This window comes from Pseudomonas tritici (genome assembly GCF_014268275.3).
Lineage (GTDB): Bacteria > Pseudomonadota > Gammaproteobacteria > Pseudomonadales > Pseudomonadaceae > Aquipseudomonas > Aquipseudomonas tritici.
This window is the reverse complement of the sequence record NZ_CP077084.1, coordinates 5,569,781-5,592,210: the sequence shown is the minus strand read 5'-3', so window position 1 is coordinate 5,592,210 and position 22,430 is coordinate 5,569,781. Positions and strand designations below refer to the sequence as shown.

Here is a 22,430-nt window from a genome sequence, read left to right as displayed (position 1 = left end):
CCACAATTGACCGTATTTCACATTTGAATTGGCATAAAAAAGCCCGGCTCTTCAGCCGGGCTTCTTATTCAAGCAACTGCTATCAAGCGCCGTACACCGGCAGCTTTTTGCAGATGGCCTTGACCTTCTCACGTACCGCGTCGATCACGGCTTCGTTGTTCAGGTCAGCCAGGATGTCGCAGATCCAGCCAGCCAGTTCCTTGCACTCTGCTTCCTTGAAGCCGCGAGTGGTCACCGCCGGAGTGCCGAAGCGCAGGCCGGAGGTGACGAACGGCGAACGTGGGTCGTTCGGTACGGAGTTCTTGTTCACGGTGATGAAGGCTTTGCCGAGGGCAGCGTCAGCATCTTTACCGGAAATGTCCTGCTTGATCAGCGACAGCAGGAACAGGTGGTTTTCAGTGCCGCCGGACACCACGTCAAAGCCGCGCGCGATAAACACTTCAGCCATGGCCTTGGCGTTCTTCACGACTTGTTGTTGATAGGTCTTGAACTCAGGCTGCAGCGCTTCCTTGAAGCAGATTGCCTTGGCGGCGATCACGTGCTCCAGCGGGCCACCTTGGGCGCCTGGGAACACCGCAGAGTTCAGCTTCTTCTCGATCTCGGCGTTTGCGCGCGCCAGGATCAGGCCGCCACGTGGACCGCGCAGGGTCTTGTGGGTCGTGGTGGTGACCACATCAGCGTAAGGCACTGGGTTCGGGTAGACGCCCGCGGCGACCAGACCGGCTACGTGAGCCATGTCAACGAACAGGTACGCGCCCACTTTGTCAGCGATTTCGCGGAAGCGCGGGAAATCCAGGATCTGCGAGTAGGCAGAGAAACCTGCCACGATCATTTTTGGCTTGTGCTCGACCGCCAGGCGCTCGACTTCGTCGTAGTCGATCAGGCCGTTGGCATCGATACCGTATTGAACGGCGTTGTACAGCTTGCCGGAGGACGAAACGCTGGCGCCGTGGGTCAGGTGACCGCCGTGGGCCAGGCTCATGCCCAGGATGGTGTCGCCACCTTGCAGCAGGGCCAGGTACACGGCGCTGTTGGCTTGGGAACCGGCGTGCGGCTGGACGTTGGCGTAATCGGCGCCGAACAGTTCTTTTGCACGGTCGATGGCCAACTGCTCAACCACGTCAACGTACTCGCAACCACCGTAGTAGCGCTTGCCTGGGTAGCCTTCGGCGTACTTGTTGGTCAGAACCGAACCTTGAGCCTCCATCACCGCAGGGCTGGTGTAGTTTTCCGAAGCGATCAGCTCAATGTGCTCTTCCTGGCGCACGGCTTCTTGCTCCATGGCGGCAAAGAGATCGGCGTCGTACTTGGCAATAGTCAAATCACGGCTGAACATGGCGGTCCTCAAGGATCGGGGGCAGAAAAGGAGGGCATTCTAACCCAATGGGTTTTAGATGGCATATGAAAGGACATCATGTCGCGGACAAGCGGGATTCACTTAGGGATAAGCGGTGCCAGTGCCGGCCCTATTGCGGGCAAGCCCGACTCCCACATTTTGATGTGTGAACTGGCTTGCCTGCGATGAGGCCATCAGCCCCAACCACACAAACTCAGTCGAACATGAAGAGGGCGTCGTTACTGAACTGCGCCTCAAACCGATGCGCCGGCATCGGCCGCCCAAACAGGTAGCCCTGCACTTCATCGCAGCCATGCTCACGCAGGAAGTCCAGTTGCTCATGGGTTTCCACGCCTTCAGCGATCACTGCCAGGTTCAGGCTGTGGGCCATGGCGATAATGGCCCGGGCGATCTGTGCATCCTGCTCGCCTGACGGCAGGCCGTCGACAAAGGTGCGGTCGATCTTCAGCACGTCGATAGGGAATTGCTTGAGGTAGTTGAGTGACGAATAACCCGTGCCGAAGTCGTCCACCGCAATGCTCAGGCCCAGGTTTTTCAGGCTGTCGAGAATATGCATGGCCTCGTTGACTTCGCGCATCAGGATACTTTCGGTCAGCTCCAGCTCCAGGCACGCCGGCGGCAAGCCAGTGTCCTTGAGGATAGTGGCAATGCGCGTGCCCAACTGGCCGTCGGAGAACTGCCGCGCGGAGATATTCACCGAGACTTTCGGCACGCGCACCTTGTTCTGGTGCCAGGTCTTGAGTTGGCGACAGGCTTCGCTGATCACCCAGTCGCCGACGTCCACCACCAGGCCCAACTCTTCCAGCACCGGGATGAAGTCCCCCGGCGGCACCAGCCCGCGACGCGGGTGGCGCCAGCGCAGCAGGGCCTCGGCGCCCGTCAGGCGCTTGCCGTCGCCGCTGAACTGCGGCTGGTAATAGAGCACGAATTCGTCCTGTTCCAGGGCGTGGCGCAAATCGCTTTCCAGCTCCAGGCGCTCCAGGGCGCTGGCGTTCATGTCCGACTGGTAGAACTGGAAATTGTTCTTGCCGCGCTCCTTGGCGTGATACATCGCGGTGTCGGCGTTTTTCATCAACTGGCTCAGCTCGTTACCGTCCTGCGGGCTGAGGGCGATGCCGATACTGGCGGTCACAAAGAATTCTCGGCCTTCCAATACAAAGGGTTTTACCAGGCTGGCGAGGATCTGCTCGGCCACATGGATCGCGCGGTTCAGCGCCATTTCACGGTTGACCCGTGGCTGCAGGAGCAACGTGAACTCGTCGCCACCCATGCGCGCCACGGTGTCGTCTTCGGCCACGCAACCCAGCAGGCGCGTAGCCATTTCCTTAAGCATGCGGTCGCCGGCGGCGTGACCCAGGGAGTCGTTGATCGGTTTGAAGCGGTCGAGGTCGAGGAACATCAGCACCACCCACGACTTCTGCCGTTCGGCCGACTGCAACGCGGTGTGCAGGCGATCCTGGAACAGCGTGCGGTTGGGCAGGTGGGTCAGGGCGTCATAGTAGGCCAGGCGGTGGATGCGCTGTTCGCTGGCCTTGCGCTCGCTGATATCACTGAAAAAGCACACGTAGCTGGCTAGGTCGCCCTCATCGTCAAACACGGCAGTGATGCCGACCCACGCCGGGTAATGCTCGCCATTGCGGCGCTTGAGCCACACTTCGCCTTCCCAGGTGCTGTGCTGATGCAGTTGCTTGAGCACGTAGCGCAAGTGGGCTTCCTGCTGTTCGTCGACGGTGAGCATGTTGGGCAATTGATCGAGCACATCGCTGACCGCATAGCCGCTGACCCGGCTGAACGCCTCGTTGGCCTGCACGATATACCCCGCCGGGTCGGTGATCAGGATCGCCGACGTGGAGTGCTCGAATACCGTGGCCGCCATGCGCAGGTCTTTCTCGGCGCGGCGCTGCTGGCTGATGTCGCGACCCACACCAAGGATGCCTTCAAAGGCGCCGTGTTCGTCCCACACCAGCACCAGGCGCAACTCAATCGGCACTTTGCGACCGTCGGCGCGCAGGCAATCGAACAGGAACAACTGGGTTTGAATGTCATCACGCAGCTTGTTCAACGCCTCGGGATCGCCCAGCGCGCGGCTGACCTGCTCCATCAGGCTATAAATGCCGGTCAGTTGCTGCGGGTTGGCAATGATCGACTGCCAGCCGTTCTTGAACACCCAATCCACGTCATAGCCCAGCACGGCATTGACCGACGGGCTGACATAGTTGAGGGCCAATTGGCTGTCGGTGGAGCAGATCACGTCGCTGATGCTTTCGGCCAGCATGCGGTAGCGCTGTTCGCTGTCGCGCAGGGATTCACTGGCTTCGATCTGGTCGGTGATGTCCTTGGCCACGCCGATGATCCGGCTGATCTGCGCGGTCTCTTCGCGGGCTAGGGCTTGTTCACGGATATCAAAACGGCGCCACTGGTTATCGCGATGACGGAAGCGCAGTTGGCAGTGCAACTGCGTGGTGTAGCCGACATTGCGCTGCTGCTGGCGCAAATCATGGTAATGCTCGGCGTCCTCGGGGTGCAGCAGGATTTCCCAGAAGTACTCGCCCATTTGCTGCAGTTCGGCCTTGTTGTAGCCGAGAGTGTGGCCCAAATGGTGGTTGCTGAAAATCATGCGCTGGCTGATCACATCCTGCACATACAGGTGGTCGGGCACGGTGCGGACCACGTCTGACCAGAAGCTTTCCCGTTCGACCAGCGACAGCTCGATCAGCTTGCGGCTGGTGATATCGCTGATACTGAGGATCACTGCCTTGAAGTCGTCTTGTTGCTCGGGCAGGCGCATCACCAGCCACAGGTATTGCTCGTTGCCGGCCACGTCCTTGAGCTGGATTTCCAGCTCCAACTGGCTCTGTTGGGTCAGGACAGCATCAAGTATCTGGTAACCGATGGACGTGGCATTGCGCGGGCAGTCATCGATCAGGCGTCCCCAAGCCTCCTCGCAGGAGCCCACGTTCAACAGGCGCACCGCCACCTGGTTGACCTCGGTGATGCGCAACTCCTTGAGCAGTCGCTGGCGCTCGTCGGGGTTGGCCTGCAGCCAGTCGTGCAATTGCTCACGGGTCTGCAATCGGGTCTTGTCGAAGAAACCGTTCAGGCCCGACAAGTCAAGCACGCACAGGGCCACGCCGGTGCCTTCGAAAATGTCCTGGTAGCGCCGCCGGCCTTCATGCACTTGGCGCTGGCGGCGACGCATGTTCAACAGCACGATCACCGGGATCAGCGAGAACGCCAGGCCCAACAGGCATTTGCCGATAAACGCCGGCAACAGTTGCTCCAACACGGCGGTGCGGTCGAACAGCCCACGCAATTGCCAGTCGCTCTTGCTCAGGGGCGTGACCAGTACGCTTTTATTCAGTTCGTCCGGTGTGAGGGCGCTGGCCCACTGGGCCGGCATGCCGCTGTCACGGCTGATGACGCGGTGGTTGACGCGATTCTCGATGACCCACATCGGGCGTTGGCCCTGGCCGTCCTGGGGGGTGAGGTTGGCCAGGTAGTTGGGCGCCAGGCGCAATGCCCAGTACATCCTTGAACCGCCGCTGGGCTGGTGCAATAGCAGATAGATGAGGGTGCCGTCGTTGCTGTTGCTCAGGTAATAGGACTGGGAGTGGCTGCGCTGCACCAGCTCTTCAAGCCAGGCGCCGTCCTGGCTGTCGGTGGCGCTGTCACTGATCATCGCGCCGCTGGGGGCGAGCAGGGCGACGCTGCGCAGCTCCGGCAGCGAGCGCTGCAAGGTGCGCATCAAGGCCTGTTGCTGTTCGCTGTCGCGCGGTGGCTCGACCATCGGGAGTAGGTTAAGAGCGATTTTTGCGCTCAGGGCCATGTTCAGGCTGATCTGTTCGGCCAGGTCGGCACTGTAGTCGATGGTGTATTGCTGCTGGTTCTTCTGGTTTTGCTGCAACTGGTCAAGCAGTTGCCAGAACAATAAGGCGAGCAGCATGAGGACGAGCGTCGCCAATGCGCCTTTGAGGGTGCCGTGCAGGGGCGCTCCCGGCGCTATATGAGCGGCGCGCAGGGGAGTAGGCGGCGTGACTTTGGACAAGCTGTGATCCTGCGGTTTGGCTGGACTGGCGCGCGACGTGCACTATAAGCCGGACGCCCGGAGGGCGGCTAGCATGCCCTGACTTGTGGCAAAGTGCCAGCCCCGCCTGGCAGGACTCAAGTCAGGCACCTGTGTGGATCAGGCTGTCGGCCAGGCGGGTCAGGATGGCGAGCGTGAAGACGCCGATAACCACAGAGGCCGTGCGGTTGATGGCGTGCGGCGTCAGCCAGGCGTATCCGCCATGTCTGATGCGGGCGCCGAACAGTACCCATGCGCACCCCACCGGTACCACCACGGCTGTGAACTGTGCGACGAACTGCACATATAACGTCAGGTCGATAAACGTCTGCACGGGGACGATGAACGAAACGATCAGCAAACCCTTGGGGTTGATCAGCGTCAGCAGAAAGAAATGCAGCCTGGATACGCGTGCTTCAGGTGCAGACTTGAGTGTTTCGTCGGGGTGGCACCACAGCAGGTAGGAAGTCCTGATCAGGTAACAGACCGAAGCGAACTGCACGAGCTTCAGCCCCCAAGGCACGCTGTCGCCTATATGGCTGAGCAGGTAGCCCCAGAAGGATATCTGCGTCAGGTACGCCAGGCACTCCAGCAGGCTCAGCGGCCAGGCGCGCCTGAACCCCGTGAGTATTCCCGAGCGCAATAGCAGTGTGTTGGTGGGGCCCGGCATTAATAGCAGCAAGCCGAGTGCAGAAATGACGCCAAGCATGAAGGGGGTCTCCTGGAACCTCTGAGGGGTTGGGCGGCTAATCTAACAGATAGATTTCGATACGCTCGGCCACTTAGGTTAACCTTGAGGATTCGCAATGCTATGTACAGCGCCATGACGCTACGTAGGCCTGTTCTCACTTTTTCATGAGGTCCACATTTTGGCTCAATACGTCTTCACCATGCATCGGCTGGGGAAAGTTGTCCCTCCGAAGCGGGAAATCCTGAAAAATATTTCGCTGTCCTTTTTCCCTGGCGCCAAGATCGGCGTGCTCGGCCTCAACGGTTCGGGTAAGTCCACGCTGTTGAAAATCATGGCCGGCGTCGACACCGAGTTCGAAGGCGAAGCCCGCCCGATGCCCGATCTGAACATCGGCTACCTGCCGCAAGAGCCGATCCTGGACCCGACCAAGACCGTTCGCGAAGTGGTTGAAGAAGCCGTCAGCGTGATCAAAAACGCCCAGGCGCGCCTCGACGAGGTTTACGCCGCGTACGCTGAAGAAGACGCCGACTTCGACAAACTGGCGGCCGAACAAGCCAAGCTCGAAGCCATCCTGCAGGCCAGCGACGGTCACAACCTGGAGCGTCAGCTGGAAGTTGCCGCCGACGCGTTGCGTCTGCCGGCATGGGACGCCAAGGTCGAATTCCTGTCCGGTGGTGAAAAGCGCCGTGTGGCCCTGTGCCGCCTGCTGCTGTCGGCCCCTGACATGCTGCTGCTCGACGAACCGACCAACCACTTGGACGCCGATTCCGTCGCCTGGCTGGAGCATTTCCTTCATGATTTCCCGGGCACCGTGGTTGCGATCACGCACGACCGGTACTTCCTGGACAACGTGGCCGGCTGGATCCTCGAGCTCGACCGTGGCGCCGGTATCCCTTACGAGGGCAACTACTCCGGTTGGCTGGAAGCCAAGTCCGACCGTCTGGCTGCCGAATCCAAGCAGCAATCGGCCCATGAAAAAGCCATGAAGGAAGAACTGGAGTGGGTGCGTAAAGGCGCCAAGGCGCGTCAGTCCAAATCCAAGGCGCGTCTGCAACGCTTCGAAGAAATGCAATCGCAGGAATTCCAGAAGCGCAGCGAAACCAACGAGATCTACATCCCGGCCGGCCCGCGCCTGGGTGACAAGGTCATCGAGTTCAAGAACGTATCCAAAGGCTATGGCGACCGTGTGCTGATTGACAACCTGTCGTTCTCCATGCCAAAAGGCGCGATCGTCGGTGTTATTGGTGGTAACGGTGCGGGTAAGTCCACGCTGTTCCGCATGCTGATGGGCAAGGAAACGCCGGATTCGGGCACTATCGAAGTCGGTGAAACCGTGCAGCTGGCCTGCGTGGACCAGAGCCGCGAAGACCTCGACGGCAGCAAGACGGTGTTCCAGCAGATTTCCGACGGTTCCGACCAGATCCGTATCGGCAACTATGAGATCCCGTCGCGTACCTACGTGGGCCGTTTCAACTTTAAGGGCGGCGATCAGCAGAAGTTCGTCAAGGACCTGTCCGGCGGTGAGCGCGGTCGCTTGCACTTGGCCCTGACCCTGAAAGAGGGCGGCAACGTGCTGTTGCTCGACGAACCGTCCAACGACCTCGACGTTGAAACCTTGCGTTCCCTGGAAGAAGCGCTGTTGGACTTCCCTGGCGCCGCCATTGTGATCTCTCACGATCGGTGGTTCCTTGACCGCGTCGCGACTCACATCCTGGCGTACGAAGATGACTCCCAGGCGGTGTTCTTCGAAGGTAACTACACCGAGTACGAAGCGGACCGTAAGAAGCGTTTGGGCGATGCTGCTGCCCAGCCGCACCGTGTGCGCCACAAGAAACTGGCCTGATTCGGGTTGGTATGAAAAAAGCGGAGCCTTAGGGCTCCGTTTTTTTTGCGTGCTTTTCAGGGTGACCGAGGTGATCTCATCGCAGGCAAGCCTGCTCCCACACTTGACCGCGCTGATGCGGATGTACTCGGTCAATGTGGGAGCTGGCTTGTCTGCGATGCCCGACTACCTATTGGTGCATGGTTTGAGCTGAAATCCCCATTTGGGGGCGAAATAATGTAGTTATTTATATCAAATGCACCATTTAAATTCATAAAGGCGACATTTTGCCCTGTCGCAGTGCGAAACGAATTGATAAAGTCCGGCTCAATCTCTGTTAACAACTAAAAATCTGCCGAGACTTTTCATGATCGAATCCGTCGAATCCTTCCTCGCTCGCCTCAAGAAACGCGACCCAGACCAGCCCGAATTCCACCAGGCAGTAGAAGAAGTCCTACGCAGCCTGTGGCCGTTTCTTGAAGCCAACCCTCACTACCTGGCATCGGGCATCCTGGAGCGCATCTGCGAGCCGGAACGCGCGATTACCTTCCGGGTGTCATGGGTGGATGATCATGGCAAGGTCCAGGTCAATCGCGGTTTCCGTATCCAGATGAACAGCGCCATTGGCCCTTATAAAGGCGGCCTGCGCTTCCACCCGTCGGTGAACCTGGGTGTGCTGAAATTCCTCGCCTTCGAGCAGACCTTCAAGAACTCGCTGACCTCGCTGCCTATGGGCGGCGGCAAGGGCGGCTCGGACTTTGATCCCAAGGGCAAGAGCGATGCTGAGGTCATGCGCTTCTGCCAATCCTTCATGAGCGAGCTGTACCGCCATATCGGCGCAGACGTGGACGTGCCGGCCGGCGATATCGGCGTGGGCGCCCGTGAAATCGGCTTCCTGTTTGGTCAGTACAAGCGCCTGAGCAACCAATTCACTTCGGTGTTGACCGGCAAGGGCATGACCTACGGCGGCAGCCTGATTCGCCCGGAAGCCACCGGCTTCGGTTGCGTGTACTTCGCCGAAGAAATGCTCAAGCGCAATAACCAGCGTGTCGAGGGCAAGCGTGTGGCGGTGTCCGGTTCCGGCAACGTGGCGCAATACGCGGCGCGCAAGGTGATGGACCTGGGCGGCAAGGTGATTTCCCTGTCCGATTCCGAAGGCACCCTGTACGCCGAAAGCGGTTTGACCGAGGAGCAATGGTCGGCCTTGCTTGAGCTGAAAAACGTGCAACGCGGCCGCATCAGCGAACTGGCCGAGCGTTTTGGCCTGGAGTTTCGCAAGGGTCAAACCCCGTGGGAATTGGCCTGCGACATCGCGCTGCCCTGCGCCACTCAGAACGAACTCAATGCCGATGCTGCGCGCACCCTGCTGCGCAACGGCTGCCTCTGCGTGGCCGAAGGCGCCAATATGCCGACCACGCTGGAGGCTGTGGATATCTTTATCGAGGCGGGCGTTCTGTTCGCACCGGGCAAAGCCTCCAACGCCGGCGGTGTCGCGGTCAGTGGCCTGGAAATGTCGCAGAACGCCATGCGCCTGCTGTGGACGGCGGGCGAAGTGGACAGCAAGCTGCACGCCATCATGCAGTCGATCCACCATGCCTGCGTGCATTACGGCGAAGAAAACGGTCGGGTCAACTACGTGAAAGGCGCGAATATCGCGGGTTTCGTCAAAGTCGCCGACGCGATGCTGGCTCAAGGCATCGTCTAAGCCTCGGGCTCAATCAGCAGCACTTCGATCAACTGATCGCCGACGGGGCGCAGCCACAGCACCTCGTCACCCACCTGGGCGCCCAGCAATGCGCGGCCCAGGGGCGAACCCCAGTTGATCAAGCCCGCGTTGGCGTCCGCCTGATCTTCACCGACCAACTGAATGCGCTGCTGCTCGTCCTGCTCATTGGCGAACGTCACCCAACTGCCGATCTGCACCTTATCGCTGGAAGTGGCCGGTGCGACCACTTGGGCGCTCTGCACCCGTTGATTGAAGTAACGCAAATCCCGTTCAAGGTCGGCCTGGCGTTGTTTGTCAGCGCGCTCGCCCTTGGCGGATTCAGCGCTGTGTTCCTGCTGCAACTGCGCAACCTTGGCCTGCAATTGCGCCAAACCCTGCGCAGTCAGACGGTTGGGCTGCTCACTGACCTGACGCTCCACCGGCTGATCAGCCTGGGCGGCAGCATTGTCCTCGTTTACAAAAGCTCGGCTCATGGTGTTCTCCCTCTATGGAGTTTGGGCCATGTTCGCCGCGCATTAGTTTCGATGGATGTCTGAAAGCGACCTATTGCGAGCGATAGGCCCTGGCGGCGTCGCGGTCTTTCTCGTGCTGCCAGGCCCGCTCTCGGTCATCCCAGTGGTTGTCCCTGTAGTCGCGCAACTCTTCGTTTTCACGCATGGCCTTGCACTGTCGAAAGCCATCCTCCCAGCCTTCGGCGTATTGCCGATCCTTCAGATAACGCGGCACATTTTTGCGAAACTCCCCGGTGATCACCCCGGCAGCCTGGCGACCACTGCTGCAGCCATCGTCAAAACCGTCGGCAAAGGCCGGTGGATAACCCTTGGCCAGCAAATCCTGATGGGTCGTTTGGCAACCCGCCAGCCACACCACTGCACACAGCAATAACGCAGACCGCCACATGGCGTACTCCCTGGCCGTTTCACGGCTGTTAGGGAGAGTCTAGAACGGGATTTGTCAGGGAGGTGTGAAGGGAGAGTGAGAAAGGTGTTGTAAGTGCGGACCGCACGATGGTGTTTGGCTAAACACAACACCAAATGTGGGAGCGGGCTTGCTCGCGAAAGCGGTGGCTCAGCCAAGTTTCCAGTGACTGATACACCGCATTCGCGAGCAAGCCCGCTCCCACATTTTGATCTTCGTCAGGCTTTGATTAGTAGTGATACCACTTCACTTCAAGCATCACTTCGTTGACCGGCGTGGAAAGGTGGCTGTACTCGCGCTGTGCACTCAACCGCAGCCCCAGGTTGCGTGACAGCTCCCACTGCTGGTTCAAGCTGATGCTGCGCCGCACTTCGCCATTGGTGAAGAAATCACCCTTGGCTTCCAAACTCAAATTACCCAGCGGATTCCTCCACAACACCCCGGTATTGAAACCGGCTGCGGGGGAGATGGCTTCGTTGAAGTCGTTGTTGTGTTCCACGCGTACGGTGCCAAGGGCGAAGCCGAGCATGTCGTCGCGCAGTTGCCAGGTGCCGCCGGCGCCGCCGTTGACGTGGGCGACCAGGGTTTCGTCGTCGTGTTTGCCAGGCACGCGCTCCAGACCGCCGGTGACTTGCCATGACCAGGGTTGCAACAGCGCATTGCGCGGGGTCAGGGAGCGGATGGTGGCCAGGTCCAGTTGCTGCAGTTGCCAGTGGTTGCCCTCGTACTGGCGCAGTTTCATTTGCAGGATTTCGATCTGCGCGCCGAGGGGGAAGCCTTCAGCGTTGTCGTTGAGGTCGTGGTAGGCCATGCGCAGGCCGTATTCGCCAAAAGCTTTGTCGCCACGGGTGCCGATGCCGGCTTGCCAGGTGCGCGATTCATGGCCGTTTTCCGGCAGGCCGGGCGGTACGATTTTAAGGTCGGGCGCAGGGTTCTGATTGATCGCGCGCAGCAGTTCGAAGCTGCGCTGGGAGCGGGCGGTGTCGCGCTCCAGGCCATTGGCGCGGTAGCGGCCCAGGCGGTAAGCGGCGTCGATGATCAGGGCCTGGCGCTCGCGGGGCAGGGCTTTGAAGGCAGGCTCCTGCAATTGTTTCTGGTCGTCGCTGACCTTCAATACCCATTGCTGCTCGTCGCTGTCGAGTGGTTTGGCGCGCTCCAGCAGTTCGCGTTCGCGGGAAGGGCGGTAGTCGATCTTTTCTACCAGACCGGCCTCTTTCACGGCCTTGACCGTGTCGGTCGGGATGGCGGTCAGCGGAAATTGCTCGGTCAGGCGTAGGCCAGGGCGCGCCACTTGCAGCAGTTCCAGCAGGCGATAGGAGCAGTTTTCGTCAAAGAAGAAGTAGTCGAACTGGATCTGCTTGAGCTCCCACACGTGCTCGACCATGCGTTCGGTCTCGACCTGGGTGAGGTTGAGGCGGTATTCCCACAGGTCGCGGTTCTCGAGACTACGGTACTCGGAGAGTTTTTCCTGGTAGGGCACCAGGGCGAACAGGCCGGGGTAACCCCCCATCAAGCCTTTCCAGGCGTAGAGAATGCTGTTGTCGGAGCCCTCGATATAGGCGCCGAAGTTGATCGCGTAGCTGAGCAGGGCAGTGTTGTTACTTTGCACGTCGGCCTGGTCGATGCGCAGCAGAGTGTGGCCGAACATCGACGAGGGGCTGTTGAGGTAGGCCGCTGGGAAGATCATCACCGCACTATGGGGGGCGACGTCCTTGAACCACTGCTTGAATTCTTTGCAGTCCACGGCAGGCAGGTCAGTAAGTTGCAACTGATCCTTGAGCCAGCGGGTTCGTGCGGGGTACACGCACTGGGCGTGTTGTTCACCCAGGCTGGCCGGCGCGTAAAGGGCGTCGACGGTGGCCTTGAGTTCCGCATCCGGGTGATGGGCGCCGTCAGGTGCGAGGAAAAACTTTTTTTCGCTGACATAACTGCGCCAGCCGCTGATCTTGCCGGCTTCGTAGTGGCCCAGGGATAACCAGAAGGGGTCATTGGCCAATTGCTGCAAACGTTGATCATCGAGGTGCGGTGCCGCGTACAGCGGGGCGCAGGCGAAGAGAGCCAGGCAAGCGAGGCGTTTGAGCATGGGGGCTACTTAAGTCGAAATAAAAAAAAGACCCAAGGGGGGACAGGTCGAAAAAATAAAACCCGCGCCTCGAAAGGCGCGGGCAGGTCGAGCTTAAGCCTGGGTAGCGTATTTCGCCAGACGGGCATCACTTTTCAGTACAGCAATGGTGTTGTTGTGCACGTCATCAGCAGTCACGTCAGCCTTGCTGAAGATTTGCTGGAAGTGCTCGTGAGTCACGGCAGCAAAGTGCTCGCGATCTTCCGGTGCAACACCCAGTACCACAGCGTAGGTAGTCAGCGCTTCGCCGTTACCCTTGGCCATGTCTTCGGACAGCTCGTTCATCATGCCATTCATGGCAATCCAGGACTTGCCGCCATAGCTCAGGGCGCTGTTGGTGCTGCAACCGTTGGTGCCCGAGGTCATGCCGAAGGTGGCGTTACCCGAAGTACCGTTGGTGGTGGAGGCCAGGAAGTGAGCTGGAGTACCGCGCTGGCCTTCAAACAACATGTTGCCCCAACCGCAGTTCGGGCCACCTGGTGCTTCTGCCATTGCATTGAGGGAGACGACGGTGAAGAGAGTACCGAGAAGGATCCGTTTCATAGCTTTGTTCTCTTTGTGTGCAAACCAATGGACAAGGGTTCAGGCACGTCAACGCGCCCTAGGGGTCGGTTATTAGTCCAACCCGCGCAGTTTGGAGTTTAGGCACGTTCTAAGGGTTCCGTGTATTTTTATAAAACAATTCGCGATGTCGCACTATTTTTGCGGGACGCATCCCGCGTCTATGCTTTCCCTCAAGCGCGCCTTGCCAGAGCGCGTAACCGGGAGCCAGAATGCCGTTATCTGCCCCGCCTGATGTAAGGAAGCCCGATGCCTGATCCTGTTGCTGCCAGCTTGCGTCTAGCGCCCGAAGCGCTGACTCGCCCTTTCTCCGCTGAACAGTTCAGCTTCTCGACCACCAATGATCTGGAGCCCTTTCGCGGTGTGCTTGGCCAGGAACGTGCGGTTGAAGCACTGCAGTTCGGTGTGGCCATGCCACGCCCCGGTTACAACGTGTTTGTCATGGGCGAGCCCGGCACCGGCCGCTTTTCGTTCGTCAAACGTTACCTGAAAGCCGAAGGCAAACGCCTGCAGACCCCGGCAGATTGGGTCTATGTGAATAATTTCGATGAGCCTCGCGAACCCCGCGCCCTGGAACTACCAGGCGGCGGGGCGGCGGCGTTTATTGCCGATATCAACGGCTTGGTCGACAACCTGGTCGCCACCTTCCCGGCGGTTTTCGAGCATCCGACGTATCAACAGCGCAAGAGTGCCATCGACCGCGCCTTCAACCAGCGCTACGACAAGGCCCTGGACGTAATCGAACGCCTGGCCCTGGAAAAAGACGTCGCGCTATACCGCGACAGCTCCAATATCGCCTTTACCCCGATGCTCGACGGCAAGGCGCTGGACGAGGCCGAGTTCTCGCAGCTACCGGAAGCCGATCGCGAGCGTTTCCACACGGATATTTCCGAGCTGGAAGAACGTCTCAATGAGGAACTGGCCAGCCTGCCGCAGTGGAAACGTGAGTCCAATAACCAACTGCGCCAGTTCAACGAAGAAACCATCACGCTGGCCCTGCAGCCTTTGCTCGCACCGCTGTCGGAAAAGTACGCGGAAAACGCCGCTGTCTGCGGTTATCTGCAAGCCATGCAGGTGTACCTGCTCAAGACCGTAGTCGAGCAACTGGTGGACGACGCCAAGACCGACGCCCAGGCGCGCAAGCTGCTTGAAGAGCAGTACTGCCCAAGCCTGGTGGTGGGCCATCCGGTCAACGGTGGCGCACCGGTGGTATTTGAACCGCACCCGACTTACGACAACCTGTTCGGCCGTATCGAATACAGCACCGACCAGGGCGCGCTCTACACCACCTATCGGCAATTACGTCCGGGCGCCTTGCACCGCGCCAATGGCGGTTTCCTGATTCTTGAAGCCGAAAAAATGCTCAGCGAACCGTTTGTCTGGGACGCCCTCAAGCGCTCCCTGCAGTCGCGCAAGCTGAAGATGGAATCGCCGTTGGGCGAGTTGGGCCGCCTGGCTACGGTGACCCTCAACCCGCAGATGATCCCGCTGCAGGTCAAGGTCATCATCATTGGTTCCCGCCAGCTGTACTACGCGTTGCAGGACGCCGATCCGGATTTCCAGGAGATGTTCCGGGTGCTGGTGGATTTCGACGAAGATATCCCGATGGTCGATGAGAGCCTGGAGCAGTTCGCCCAATTGCTCAAAACCCGCACATCGGAAGAAGGCATGGCGCCGCTGACCTCGGATGCGGTGGCACGGCTGGCCACTTACAGCGCACGCTTGGCGGAACATCAGGGGCGCTTGTCGGCGCGCATTGGTGATTTGTTCCAACTGGTCAGCGAAGCGGATTTCATTCGCCACCTGGCGGGCGACGAAATGACCGACGCCGGTCATATCGAGCGCGCACTCAAGGCCAAGGCCACGCGCACCGGGCGCGTGTCGGCACGGATTCTCGACGACATGCTGGCCGGGGTCATCCTGATCGACACCGCAGGCGCGGCCGTAGGCAAGTGCAACGGGCTGACGGTGCTGGAGGTCGGTGACTCGGCGTTCGGCGTGCCGGCGCGGATTTCCGCCACGGTGTACCCGGGCGGCAGCGGCATTGTCGACATCGAGCGTGAGGTTAACCTCGGCCAGCCGATTCACTCCAAGGGGGTGATGATCCTCACCGGTTACCTGGGTAGCCGTTATGCCCAGGAATTCCCGCTGGCGATCTCGGCCAGCATCGCGCTGGAGCAATCCTACGGCTACGTGGACGGCGACAGTGCGTCCCTGGGCGAGGCGTGCACCTTGATCTCGGCCTTGTCGAAGACGCCGCTCAAACAGTGCTTTGCCATCACCGGTTCGATCAATCAGTTTGGTGAAGTGCAGGCGGTGGGCGGGGTCAACGAGAAGATCGAAGGTTTCTTCCGCCTCTGTGAAGCACGCGGGCTGACCGGCGAGCAAGGGGCGATCATTCCGCAAGCCAACGTCGCCACGCTGATGCTTGATGAGAAGGTGCTGCAGGCGGTGCGCGCCGGGCAGTTCCACATCTATGCCGTGCGCCAGGCGGATGAGGCCTTGAGCCTACTGGTGGGTGAGGATGCCGGTGAGCCGGATGCGGAAGGGCAGTTCCCTGAAGGCACGGTCAATGCGCGCGTGGTAGAGCGCTTGCGCGCGATTGCCGAGATGATCAGCGAGGAAGACTTGAAGGAGGCGGAGAAGGAGTTGGCACAGCAGGCGTTGGCGGAAGCCAAACCCACCTGATTTTTTTGTCGTGATGCGGTCAAGTGTGGGAGCTGGCTTGTCGGGTCGCCGCACCGCTGTGATAGCCATAGGTATCAACACATCTTGAGGGTGCCCTCTGCTACGCAATTTCACTTTGAAGATGTGTAGATACTTATGCTGCGATAGCGGTCTACCCGTTAACGGAGATGTTGCCTGGACGTCAGTCATCGCACGCAAGCCAGCTCCCAGATTGACGGTGGTGTATTCGGAGAAATCACGAAACCGCCATAAATTTGACTTAGGTTGAGGGGCCAGCGCCGTTGGTCCCTACAGCCTTGGTTTGTCGCGGTTTTCTTCTATTCTGTGTTCAAGGGATATCCACAGGAGTCGCTGGATAGAGACAGCCTCGCCCCAGGCGCAGGTTGAACACCGATCTAACGAGGGTCGCCGCCATGCCGCGCAACCTTTGCCTCACCCGCCAGTGCTTTGGCCTAGTCACCCGTATCGAATGTTCCATTCGCCCTCTCGCGGGCGATAACGGCATGTGGACGTTGTTGTTTGCCGCCGGAATGACCGGCGAACAACCCTCCACTATCAAGTCCCAGGGCCCGTTTCACGGCCCCTTCGTGGCGGAGAACATTCTGGAATCCATCGTTGATAGCCTGACCCTGCATGGCTATGAGCAGGCGGGCGATCCGCAGATCTGGAGCCTGCACATGCAGGCCCATCTGCGACAGCTCAATGGTGATACCCAGCACTGAGTGCTATTTGCTCTCGGGCTTGTCCAGCTTGACTTCAAAGCCGTACTGCACGGTGCTGAGGTCGGTGCGTTGGTAGCTTTCCAGGGACGTAGGCTGGCCGTAGAAATAATGCACGTCAAACAGCGCCGTGCCGTATTCCTCGGCGCGGTGGCTCACACCCAGGATTTCCTTGAGGTAGTTGCCGCTGGCGTCCTTGGCGTAGAAGCGCCAGCTGTCGGCAGGGAATTCCTTCTGGTCCACGACCAGCGCGTTGTCCTTGAGCGACAGCCCTTTGGGGAGCTTGCCTACCTCAATGTCGGCTTTTTCGATGGTCGCCAGGAACAGTGGAATCGAGCCCACCACAAACGCCGGGTTTTCCGGAAACAGGTTGAGGTCATAGGTGAGGGTGCCGCGCGCCGGGTTCAGTTCGAAGGCCTCAGTCGGCAATTCGATCGGCTCCCCGCGTTCGCCCTTTTCGTCGGCGGTAAAGAAGGTCACCGGCGATTCGCTGCTGTTGCGCTCACTGCCCACCAGGTCGTCATTGAAGGTGAACGGGTGGTCAAACACGATGTGTGCGGCACTGGCGTCCTCGACCGACTGGCTGATGGTGACGCTGTTTTTCAGCTGCTCTTCGGTCATGCTCGCGTCTTTGAGCCAACTGGCGGCGCCGTCGTCGTATACGGTGACCGGCATTGGCAAGGCCTGTACGGTTTGCTGCAGGCTGTTCTTGTCAAAGCGCAACACGGGCAGGTCGAGGTCTTTGCGGGTAAGCGTAGCGGTGGAGAAATCCAGTACGTTGACCTGCAGGTTGTCGATCACGCCATTGAAATACACCTTGGCGTAATGGCTGCTCTGCTTGTGTTCGAAGGCTTTTTGTTCATCGGTAAGCTGTTTTTCGAATGCCTCCGACCAGACTTTCTGCTTTCGCATTTCGGCCAGTTGCTTCTCGTAGAACGCCACCTGCGCGCTGCTTTCGTTGATCGAGCCCGAGCGTGTGAGGAATTGCCCAGTGCTGTCCCGTGCCTGTACCAGCAGTGGGTTGGGCGACTCGTCACCCACTTCCGGTGCCAGTGGTTGGCTGTTGATCAGCTCGATCTCGGCGTAGTTTTTCTCCAGGAGCAGCAGGTTGAGGGTGATATTGCCTTCGGTACGCTTGTGGCCGACGTCCTTTTTCGACAAATCAAACGTCAACACCTTGCCCGGCGCAACCACTTCAATGGTGCCCTTTAGGTTGACGGGTTGCGGCTGGCTCTTGTTTTCGGTTTCGATGCCGTCGATAAACGGGTAGGTCACCGTCAAGTCGTCGGGGTTGGTCAGGTTGGAACTGCTGGGGCTCAGTTGGATGCCCGGATCGGTTTCCGACCATTCCGGCTGAAAGGGGATGACCTTGTTGTTGCTCAAGGTCACGGACTTCCATTCCAGGCCATGGGGAAAGGGGAATGGGTCCGGGACACTGAAATTAAACGGGAAGACCGGCTGCAAGTCCGTCAAATAGTCGGAGTGTGAGGTTTTACGCAGCACGAACAGGCCATTGATGTAGGTGTCCACCAGCGCCTGGGGCGTGGGGTAGTGCCTGAGCAGGGCCAGGCTGTCTTCGCCGTATTCGGCTTCGATGGGCTTGGTGGCAAGCTTGGCCCGTGCCCGTTCCAGTAACAGCAGTGAACCGCCAAGTTCGGCAACGGCGTCGCGCAGCTTGGGGTCTTGGATGCTGTCGAGGGAGTGTTCGAATTGTGCGGTTTTCTCTTCGAGGGTGGCCTGCTTCTGCTCGTCGCTGGGGGAGCAGCCGCCGGCCAGCAGCAATGCCGCGCACAGGCCGAGATTGGCCAAAGGGGATCGCACATCCATCATCTGAGTTTTTCCTGTCCGACATCATCGAGCCGATTTTTATTGGGCTCGACACTAGCAGAAAAATTCTCTTACAGATGCCGCCCAGGTCAGTTTTCTCGTGGTTACAGGTGTTTTGTAACCGCTGGTATACTCGCCACCATTTTTAGCCAAGCTGTGTGAGATCCCATGGAACGCTTTATCGAAAATACTATGTACGCCTCACGCTGGCTGTTGGCGCCCATCTACCTGGGGTTGTCCCTGGGCTTGCTGATCCTGGCGCTGAAGTTCTTCCAGGAAATCATCCACGTCATTCCCACGGTTTTTACCATGCTGGAGTCTGAGGTGATCCTGCTGCTGTTGTCGTTGATCGACATGGCGCTGGTCGGTGGCTTGCTGGTGATGGTGATGATTTCCGGCTACGAGAACTTCGTCTCGCAGCTGGATATCGATGAAAACAAAGAAAAGCTCAACTGGCTCGGCACCATGGACTCTTCGTCGCTGAAGATGAAAGTCGCGGCCTCCATCGTGGCGATCTCGTCCATCCACCTGCTGCGCATCTTCATGGACGCCAAGAACGTCGATCCGGAGCATTTGATGTGGTACGTGATCATCCACATGACCTTTGTCGTGTCGGCGTTCGCCATGGGCTACCTGGACAAACTCACCAAGCACTGATGTGCGCGCCGGCCTTACTGTTCCACGAAATAGTAAGGCTGGCGATTGATCGACATCTCCTTGGCGACCCTCACAGGCGTGCTCAAACCGTTGGTATGGTCCAGCAATGCAACGTTGCCGGGCTTGGCGGCGAGGTAATTGTGCAACTCGGCCTCGGTTTGCAGGATGGGCAGGTAGCCCCGCAGATAGAACACGCTGGCCCCGGCGATGCGTTCATTGGGCTGAAACAGCACAACTTCTTTGCCTTCGTCTTTGAGCGCCTGGATCTGGCTGATCACCGGCACGAACGATTGGCGCACGTCGGCCTTGGGCGCGAACCAGAAGGCGGCTGCCAGGTAGCAGGCCACGGCCAGGGTGAAAACGCTGCTGACTAGTGGTCTATGGTGTTTGTACAGCGCGGGCTTGTGGTCTTTCAGCCAGCCCAGCAGCACCCGCGCATATTCTGCCGCCAACACGGCGGCGGCCGGCGTCAGTGCCATCAGGTACACCGTGCGCTTGCTGGACGCCAGCGTCAGCAGGGTGAACTGCCCCACCAGCCAGACACTGAAAAACAGCCGGTAGCGGTTGCGCACCAGGCTTTTACGGAAATGCCACAGGCCCAGGTACACCAGGATGTTCCAAGGCAAGAACGCTTGAGGCAGTTTTGCGATGTAGTAATACATCGGCTCATAGTGCCCTGCCTCGACAAACGAGCCGCTGAAACGCCCGACGCTGTTGGTCCACAGCACTTCGCCCACCGCCTGCATACCGCCGCGCTGGAACAGAAAGCCCAGCCAGATCAGCAGTGGCACAAGCGCCAACAAGGTAAACAGCGCCGGCTTGAGCCAGTCGCCGATGCGTAGGCGCTTGTCCATCAGGCTGGTGCTGGCCAGGTACACAAAAATCACAATGCCCGGCATCGCCAGGCCCAGCACGCCTTTGCTGAGCGTGGCGATCACCATGCCAGCGGTAAACAGTGCCCAAGCGGCTGTGTTTGAACCTTGGTGCTCGGGCCGCACGGCTTGGTAAAACGCCAGCAGCGCGGTGGTCACGCCCAGGCTGAGCAACGAATCCTCGCCCACGCCGCGCGCATTGCTCCAGTAACTGGCCATGGTCGCCAGAATCAACGCCGCGCTGAACGCCAGCGTCTGCGGCCGTCCGAACCGGCGCAGCATTGCGTAGAGCAGCATCACGCTGAACAACCCGGCAAATGCCGAGGCCAGGCGCACGGCCCAGGTGGTGCCGCCAAACAGGCGAATGGCCCCGGCATCGATCCACAGGCTCAGGGGCGGTTTTTCCAGGAAGGGCTCACGAAACAACTGGGGCACCACCCAGTTATTGTCCAGGTGCATGGCCATGGCGATGCCGGCGACGCGCGCTTCGGTGGAGCCTTGCAGCTCATGGTTACCCAGGGCGAAGAAGAACAACAGACCAGCAAGCAGGAGTAATAGGGGAGCGGGACGCGTCATGGGTTGTGGCTACCAAGGCAGGAGGACCGTCCGGGGGAACGGTCATTGCAGTTGGCTAGTATCCGTCTGTGTTTCTGAACGTTTCGTGAACAGATGGGAGAATAGTGAGGGGCGCCTATTGGGCGGTATAGGAAGTCACAGGCGCGTGGTGTCTATTACAACAATTCCCAACGGTCCACTACGTTTTTCCACCCTTACCCAACCCTGTTCACCGTAGTAGCTGGTACGGCAAATTTTAATCTGTTTGTTCACTTCCGTATCGAATACCCGGATGCCTGCGCAATTATGCCTGCCTCCCGCTGCATATTCGTACGAAGTCACATAGCTGCTGAATACCGTGCTCGTAAGCAGAATAACCACCGATAGCAGCGCATCCATCACCAAGCCACTGGCGATGAGCAAGCCGAAAAAGACTTTTAATCGATCCAGCGGTTTTTTGCGCAGGAACCTGGAGTTCCCGGTATGCCACCCCCACACCATCAAGATGATTGCCAGCGCTGGCGATGAGATCAGGGCGATCTTTTCAGCTATCGGGTTGAAATGTGCAGACGGCCAGATAATGAATGTCCAGACCAGAATCAGCGCGATGAGGAGTAGCAGGCCAATGGTGGTTGGTATCAGGTAGGCATAGGAGTTTTTGTTCAATGCGACGTTCGTCCTTGTAGTCGGAGCCTGCCGCTGGTGTCTCTCGGAGACAGGGCAGTAGTGCAGCATTGAATTGTAAAGGATGTGCCCCTTGGGTGGTGCGCTGAGAGCGTGAGCCGGGGAAATTAGACGATGGCAAATCGCAGACAAAGAAAAGCCCGCGATGGGGAGAAGCGGGCTTGAAAGGGATATTCACAAGGAGCTGGTATAACCATAGACGCTCAAGTGTGAAAGGGGCGTGAAAGCCTGAGCTCAGTGTGAAGTGGTGATTGCCAGGGTGAGTTGTTGGACCGTTTTCAGCGGCGTCAGCCTGCACGTGACTCGGTTTTTTTGATTTGCTACTGAGGTTACGTCGGGAACGGTTGCGCGTCAGCGGTGGAGGCCAGCGTGACGAGCACACGCTCGATGAGTAATCCGCCCAGCACCACCAGTTGCTGGCTACCCAAGAGTTTTTGACGGGTTAATCCGTCGAGTTCGAAGGCCAGGTCTGTGATGATTGCGTCCAGCGATGCAAGGGTTTCGCTGGCTTGGATCAGCAGTGTTTCGGGATCGATGTTTGGCGCGATGGTGAAGAGGGTGGTTGGGGGATTTGGGGTGATTTTTTTCATGGCTGAATCTCCTTGATTAGTGGAGTCGCCAGACATCGCTGCTAAACGAAAAGGGTGGCGACCGTACGCGGGTTAGCAGACCAGGAATCAAGGAACCCAGCGCACCCGAAAGTGCCCCACGCACAGCCGCCATAATGCGAACCAGCGGATGCTGAAAGCATCGCTTGAACGGATGGTGGCTTTGCAGGCCTTGATATTAACCGAGCTGCTAAACCCGGTCGCTGATTTTGCAGCGACGTGGAGAGGTTAGCCGGGTAGGTGGAGTGGAACCAGTTCACCAAGGGCGCGACATCTTGAAGGAAAAATCCGAAGCGCGGTTTGGCGGTGATTTCAGAGACCCAAAAACAACAAAACCCGCACTAGGCGGGTTTTGTCGATGCTTCGAAGTGGTGGGCCGGGGGGATTTGAACCCGCATCCAGCCCTTACGGTTCGTGGCTTCCAGCCTTCAGGCTGCCATTTTGCTGTCATTAAGTTGACGTTCTTTCATTTTTTATACGCATCAAAGATGTCTGGCCTACCAGATGTCAGATAATTTTGAACAGGTGGTCTAGTGATGTCAAAATGATGGGCTAACTAA

At 59.0% G+C, this 22,430-nt stretch carries 16 protein-coding genes; 5 read left to right on the top strand and 11 right to left on the bottom strand.

From position 1 onward, the window contains the following. Positions 1–82: 82 nt before the first annotated feature. The 3 genes from glyA to HU722_RS25575 form a co-directional block, all read right to left on the bottom strand. Complete coding sequence (gene glyA, locus HU722_RS25585) at positions 83–1,336, bottom strand: serine hydroxymethyltransferase (protein ID WP_049711455.1); 1,254 nt, start codon at positions 1,334–1,336, stop codon at positions 83–85. Between the two features lie 214 nt (positions 1,337–1,550). After that, complete coding sequence (locus tag HU722_RS25580) at positions 1,551–5,402, bottom strand: bifunctional diguanylate cyclase/phosphodiesterase (protein WP_065891138.1); 3,852 nt, start codon at positions 5,400–5,402, stop codon at positions 1,551–1,553. 121 nt (positions 5,403–5,523) lie between these two features. Beyond that, a complete protein-coding gene (locus tag HU722_RS25575; RefSeq protein ID WP_065875336.1) occupies positions 5,524–6,129 on the bottom strand; it encodes a LysE family translocator in 606 nt (201 codons plus the stop codon). Positions 6,130–6,289: 160 nt separating this feature from the next. On the opposite strand from HU722_RS25575, the gene ettA reads away from it, so the two are divergent. Then, positions 6,290–7,954 carry an energy-dependent translational throttle protein EttA gene (gene ettA / locus HU722_RS25570; RefSeq protein WP_049711458.1) on the top strand — a complete coding sequence of 555 codons (1,665 nt, stop codon included), beginning with the start codon at positions 6,290–6,292 and terminating at the stop codon, positions 7,952–7,954. Between the two features lie 346 nt (positions 7,955–8,300). Continuing rightward, the gene (gdhA, locus tag HU722_RS25565; RefSeq protein ID WP_065875335.1) at positions 8,301–9,638 is read left to right on the top strand and encodes an NADP-specific glutamate dehydrogenase; all 1,338 of its coding nucleotides are present in this window, start codon (positions 8,301–8,303) and stop codon (positions 9,636–9,638) included. Here gdhA and HU722_RS25560 read toward each other — a convergent pair. The 4 genes from HU722_RS25560 to HU722_RS25545 form a co-directional block, all read right to left on the bottom strand. Beyond that, entirely contained in the window at positions 9,635–10,132 is a 498-nt protein-coding gene (locus HU722_RS25560; RefSeq protein WP_065875334.1) for a GreA/GreB family elongation factor, read from the bottom strand. The two genes, gdhA and HU722_RS25560, sit on opposite strands and share 4 nt — an antisense overlap. Positions 10,133–10,202: 70 nt before the next feature. Next, positions 10,203–10,559: a hypothetical protein gene (locus HU722_RS25555; RefSeq protein WP_065875333.1), complete on the bottom strand. Its 357-nt coding sequence runs from the start codon at positions 10,557–10,559 to the stop codon at positions 10,203–10,205. A 247-nt stretch (positions 10,560–10,806) separates the two neighbouring features. Next, positions 10,807–12,660, bottom strand: a complete 1,854-nt coding sequence (locus HU722_RS25550) for an Lnb N-terminal periplasmic domain-containing protein (RefSeq protein ID WP_065891137.1) — start codon at positions 12,658–12,660, stop codon at positions 10,807–10,809. A gap of 93 nt (positions 12,661–12,753) precedes the next feature. Further along, positions 12,754–13,242 (bottom strand): DUF3015 domain-containing protein, encoded by a 489-nt coding sequence (locus HU722_RS25545; protein ID WP_010206666.1) that lies wholly within the window; start codon positions 13,240–13,242, stop codon positions 12,754–12,756. A 267-nt stretch (positions 13,243–13,509) separates the two neighbouring features. On the opposite strand from HU722_RS25545, the gene HU722_RS25540 reads away from it, so the two are divergent. Then, positions 13,510–15,948 carry a Lon protease family protein gene (locus HU722_RS25540; RefSeq protein ID WP_065875329.1) on the top strand — a complete coding sequence of 813 codons (2,439 nt, stop codon included), beginning with the start codon at positions 13,510–13,512 and terminating at the stop codon, positions 15,946–15,948. Positions 15,949–16,361: 413 nt separating this feature from the next. Continuing rightward, positions 16,362–16,670, top strand: a complete 309-nt coding sequence (locus HU722_RS25535) for a PA4575 family protein (protein ID WP_049711465.1) — start codon at positions 16,362–16,364, stop codon at positions 16,668–16,670. Between the two features lie 3 nt (positions 16,671–16,673). On the opposite strand, the gene HU722_RS25530 is transcribed toward HU722_RS25535, so the two are convergent. Further along, positions 16,674–18,497, bottom strand: coding sequence for a hypothetical protein (locus HU722_RS25530; protein ID WP_083213997.1), 1,824 nt, complete (start codon positions 18,495–18,497; stop codon positions 16,674–16,676). A 165-nt stretch (positions 18,498–18,662) separates the two neighbouring features. On the opposite strand from HU722_RS25530, the gene HU722_RS25525 reads away from it, so the two are divergent. Further along, entirely contained in the window at positions 18,663–19,151 is a 489-nt protein-coding gene (locus tag HU722_RS25525; protein WP_049711466.1) for a TIGR00645 family protein, read from the top strand. Between the two features lie 14 nt (positions 19,152–19,165). Here the strand turns inward: HU722_RS25525 and HU722_RS25520 are convergent, their stop codons facing one another. The 3 genes from HU722_RS25520 to HU722_RS25510 form a co-directional block, all read right to left on the bottom strand. Beyond that, a complete protein-coding gene (locus tag HU722_RS25520; RefSeq protein ID WP_065891135.1) occupies positions 19,166–20,599 on the bottom strand; it encodes an ArnT family glycosyltransferase in 1,434 nt (477 codons plus the stop codon). Positions 20,600–20,734: 135 nt separating this feature from the next. Next, on the bottom strand, positions 20,735–21,244 hold the full coding sequence (locus HU722_RS25515; protein WP_065875327.1) for a hypothetical protein: 510 nt from the start codon (positions 21,242–21,244) through the stop codon (positions 20,735–20,737). A gap of 347 nt (positions 21,245–21,591) precedes the next feature. Next, on the bottom strand, positions 21,592–21,852 hold the full coding sequence (locus HU722_RS25510) for a DUF6124 family protein (protein WP_065875326.1): 261 nt from the start codon (positions 21,850–21,852) through the stop codon (positions 21,592–21,594). Positions 21,853–22,430: the final 578 nt, after the last annotated feature.

Bases quoted from the DNA above. Each gene is read 5' to 3' on its own strand.
- HU722_RS25530 (WP_083213997.1), bottom strand. From the start codon at position 18,497: ATGATGGATGTGCGATCCCCTTTGGCCAATCTCGGCCTGTGCGCGGCA.
- HU722_RS25535 (WP_049711465.1), top strand. From the start codon at position 16,362: ATGCCGCGCAACCTTTGCCTCACCCGCCAGTGCTTTGGCCTAGTCACC.
- HU722_RS25550 (WP_065891137.1), bottom strand. From the start codon at position 12,660: ATGCTCAAACGCCTCGCTTGCCTGGCTCTCTTCGCCTGCGCCCCGCTG.
- glyA (WP_049711455.1), bottom strand. From the start codon at position 1,336: ATGTTCAGCCGTGATTTGACTATTGCCAAGTACGACGCCGATCTCTTT.
- gdhA (WP_065875335.1), top strand. From the start codon at position 8,301: ATGATCGAATCCGTCGAATCCTTCCTCGCTCGCCTCAAGAAACGCGAC.
- HU722_RS25560 (WP_065875334.1), bottom strand. From the start codon at position 10,132: ATGAGCCGAGCTTTTGTAAACGAGGACAATGCTGCCGCCCAGGCTGAT.
- HU722_RS25575 (WP_065875336.1), bottom strand. From the start codon at position 6,129: ATGCTTGGCGTCATTTCTGCACTCGGCTTGCTGCTATTAATGCCGGGC.
- HU722_RS25555 (WP_065875333.1), bottom strand. From the start codon at position 10,559: ATGTGGCGGTCTGCGTTATTGCTGTGTGCAGTGGTGTGGCTGGCGGGT.
- HU722_RS25520 (WP_065891135.1), bottom strand. From the start codon at position 20,599: ATGACGCGTCCCGCTCCCCTATTACTCCTGCTTGCTGGTCTGTTGTTC.
- HU722_RS25545 (WP_010206666.1), bottom strand. From the start codon at position 13,242: ATGAAACGGATCCTTCTCGGTACTCTCTTCACCGTCGTCTCCCTCAAT.
- HU722_RS25540 (WP_065875329.1), top strand. From the start codon at position 13,510: ATGCCTGATCCTGTTGCTGCCAGCTTGCGTCTAGCGCCCGAAGCGCTG.
- HU722_RS25525 (WP_049711466.1), top strand. From the start codon at position 18,663: ATGGAACGCTTTATCGAAAATACTATGTACGCCTCACGCTGGCTGTTG.
- HU722_RS25510 (WP_065875326.1), bottom strand. From the start codon at position 21,852: ATGAAAAAAATCACCCCAAATCCCCCAACCACCCTCTTCACCATCGCG.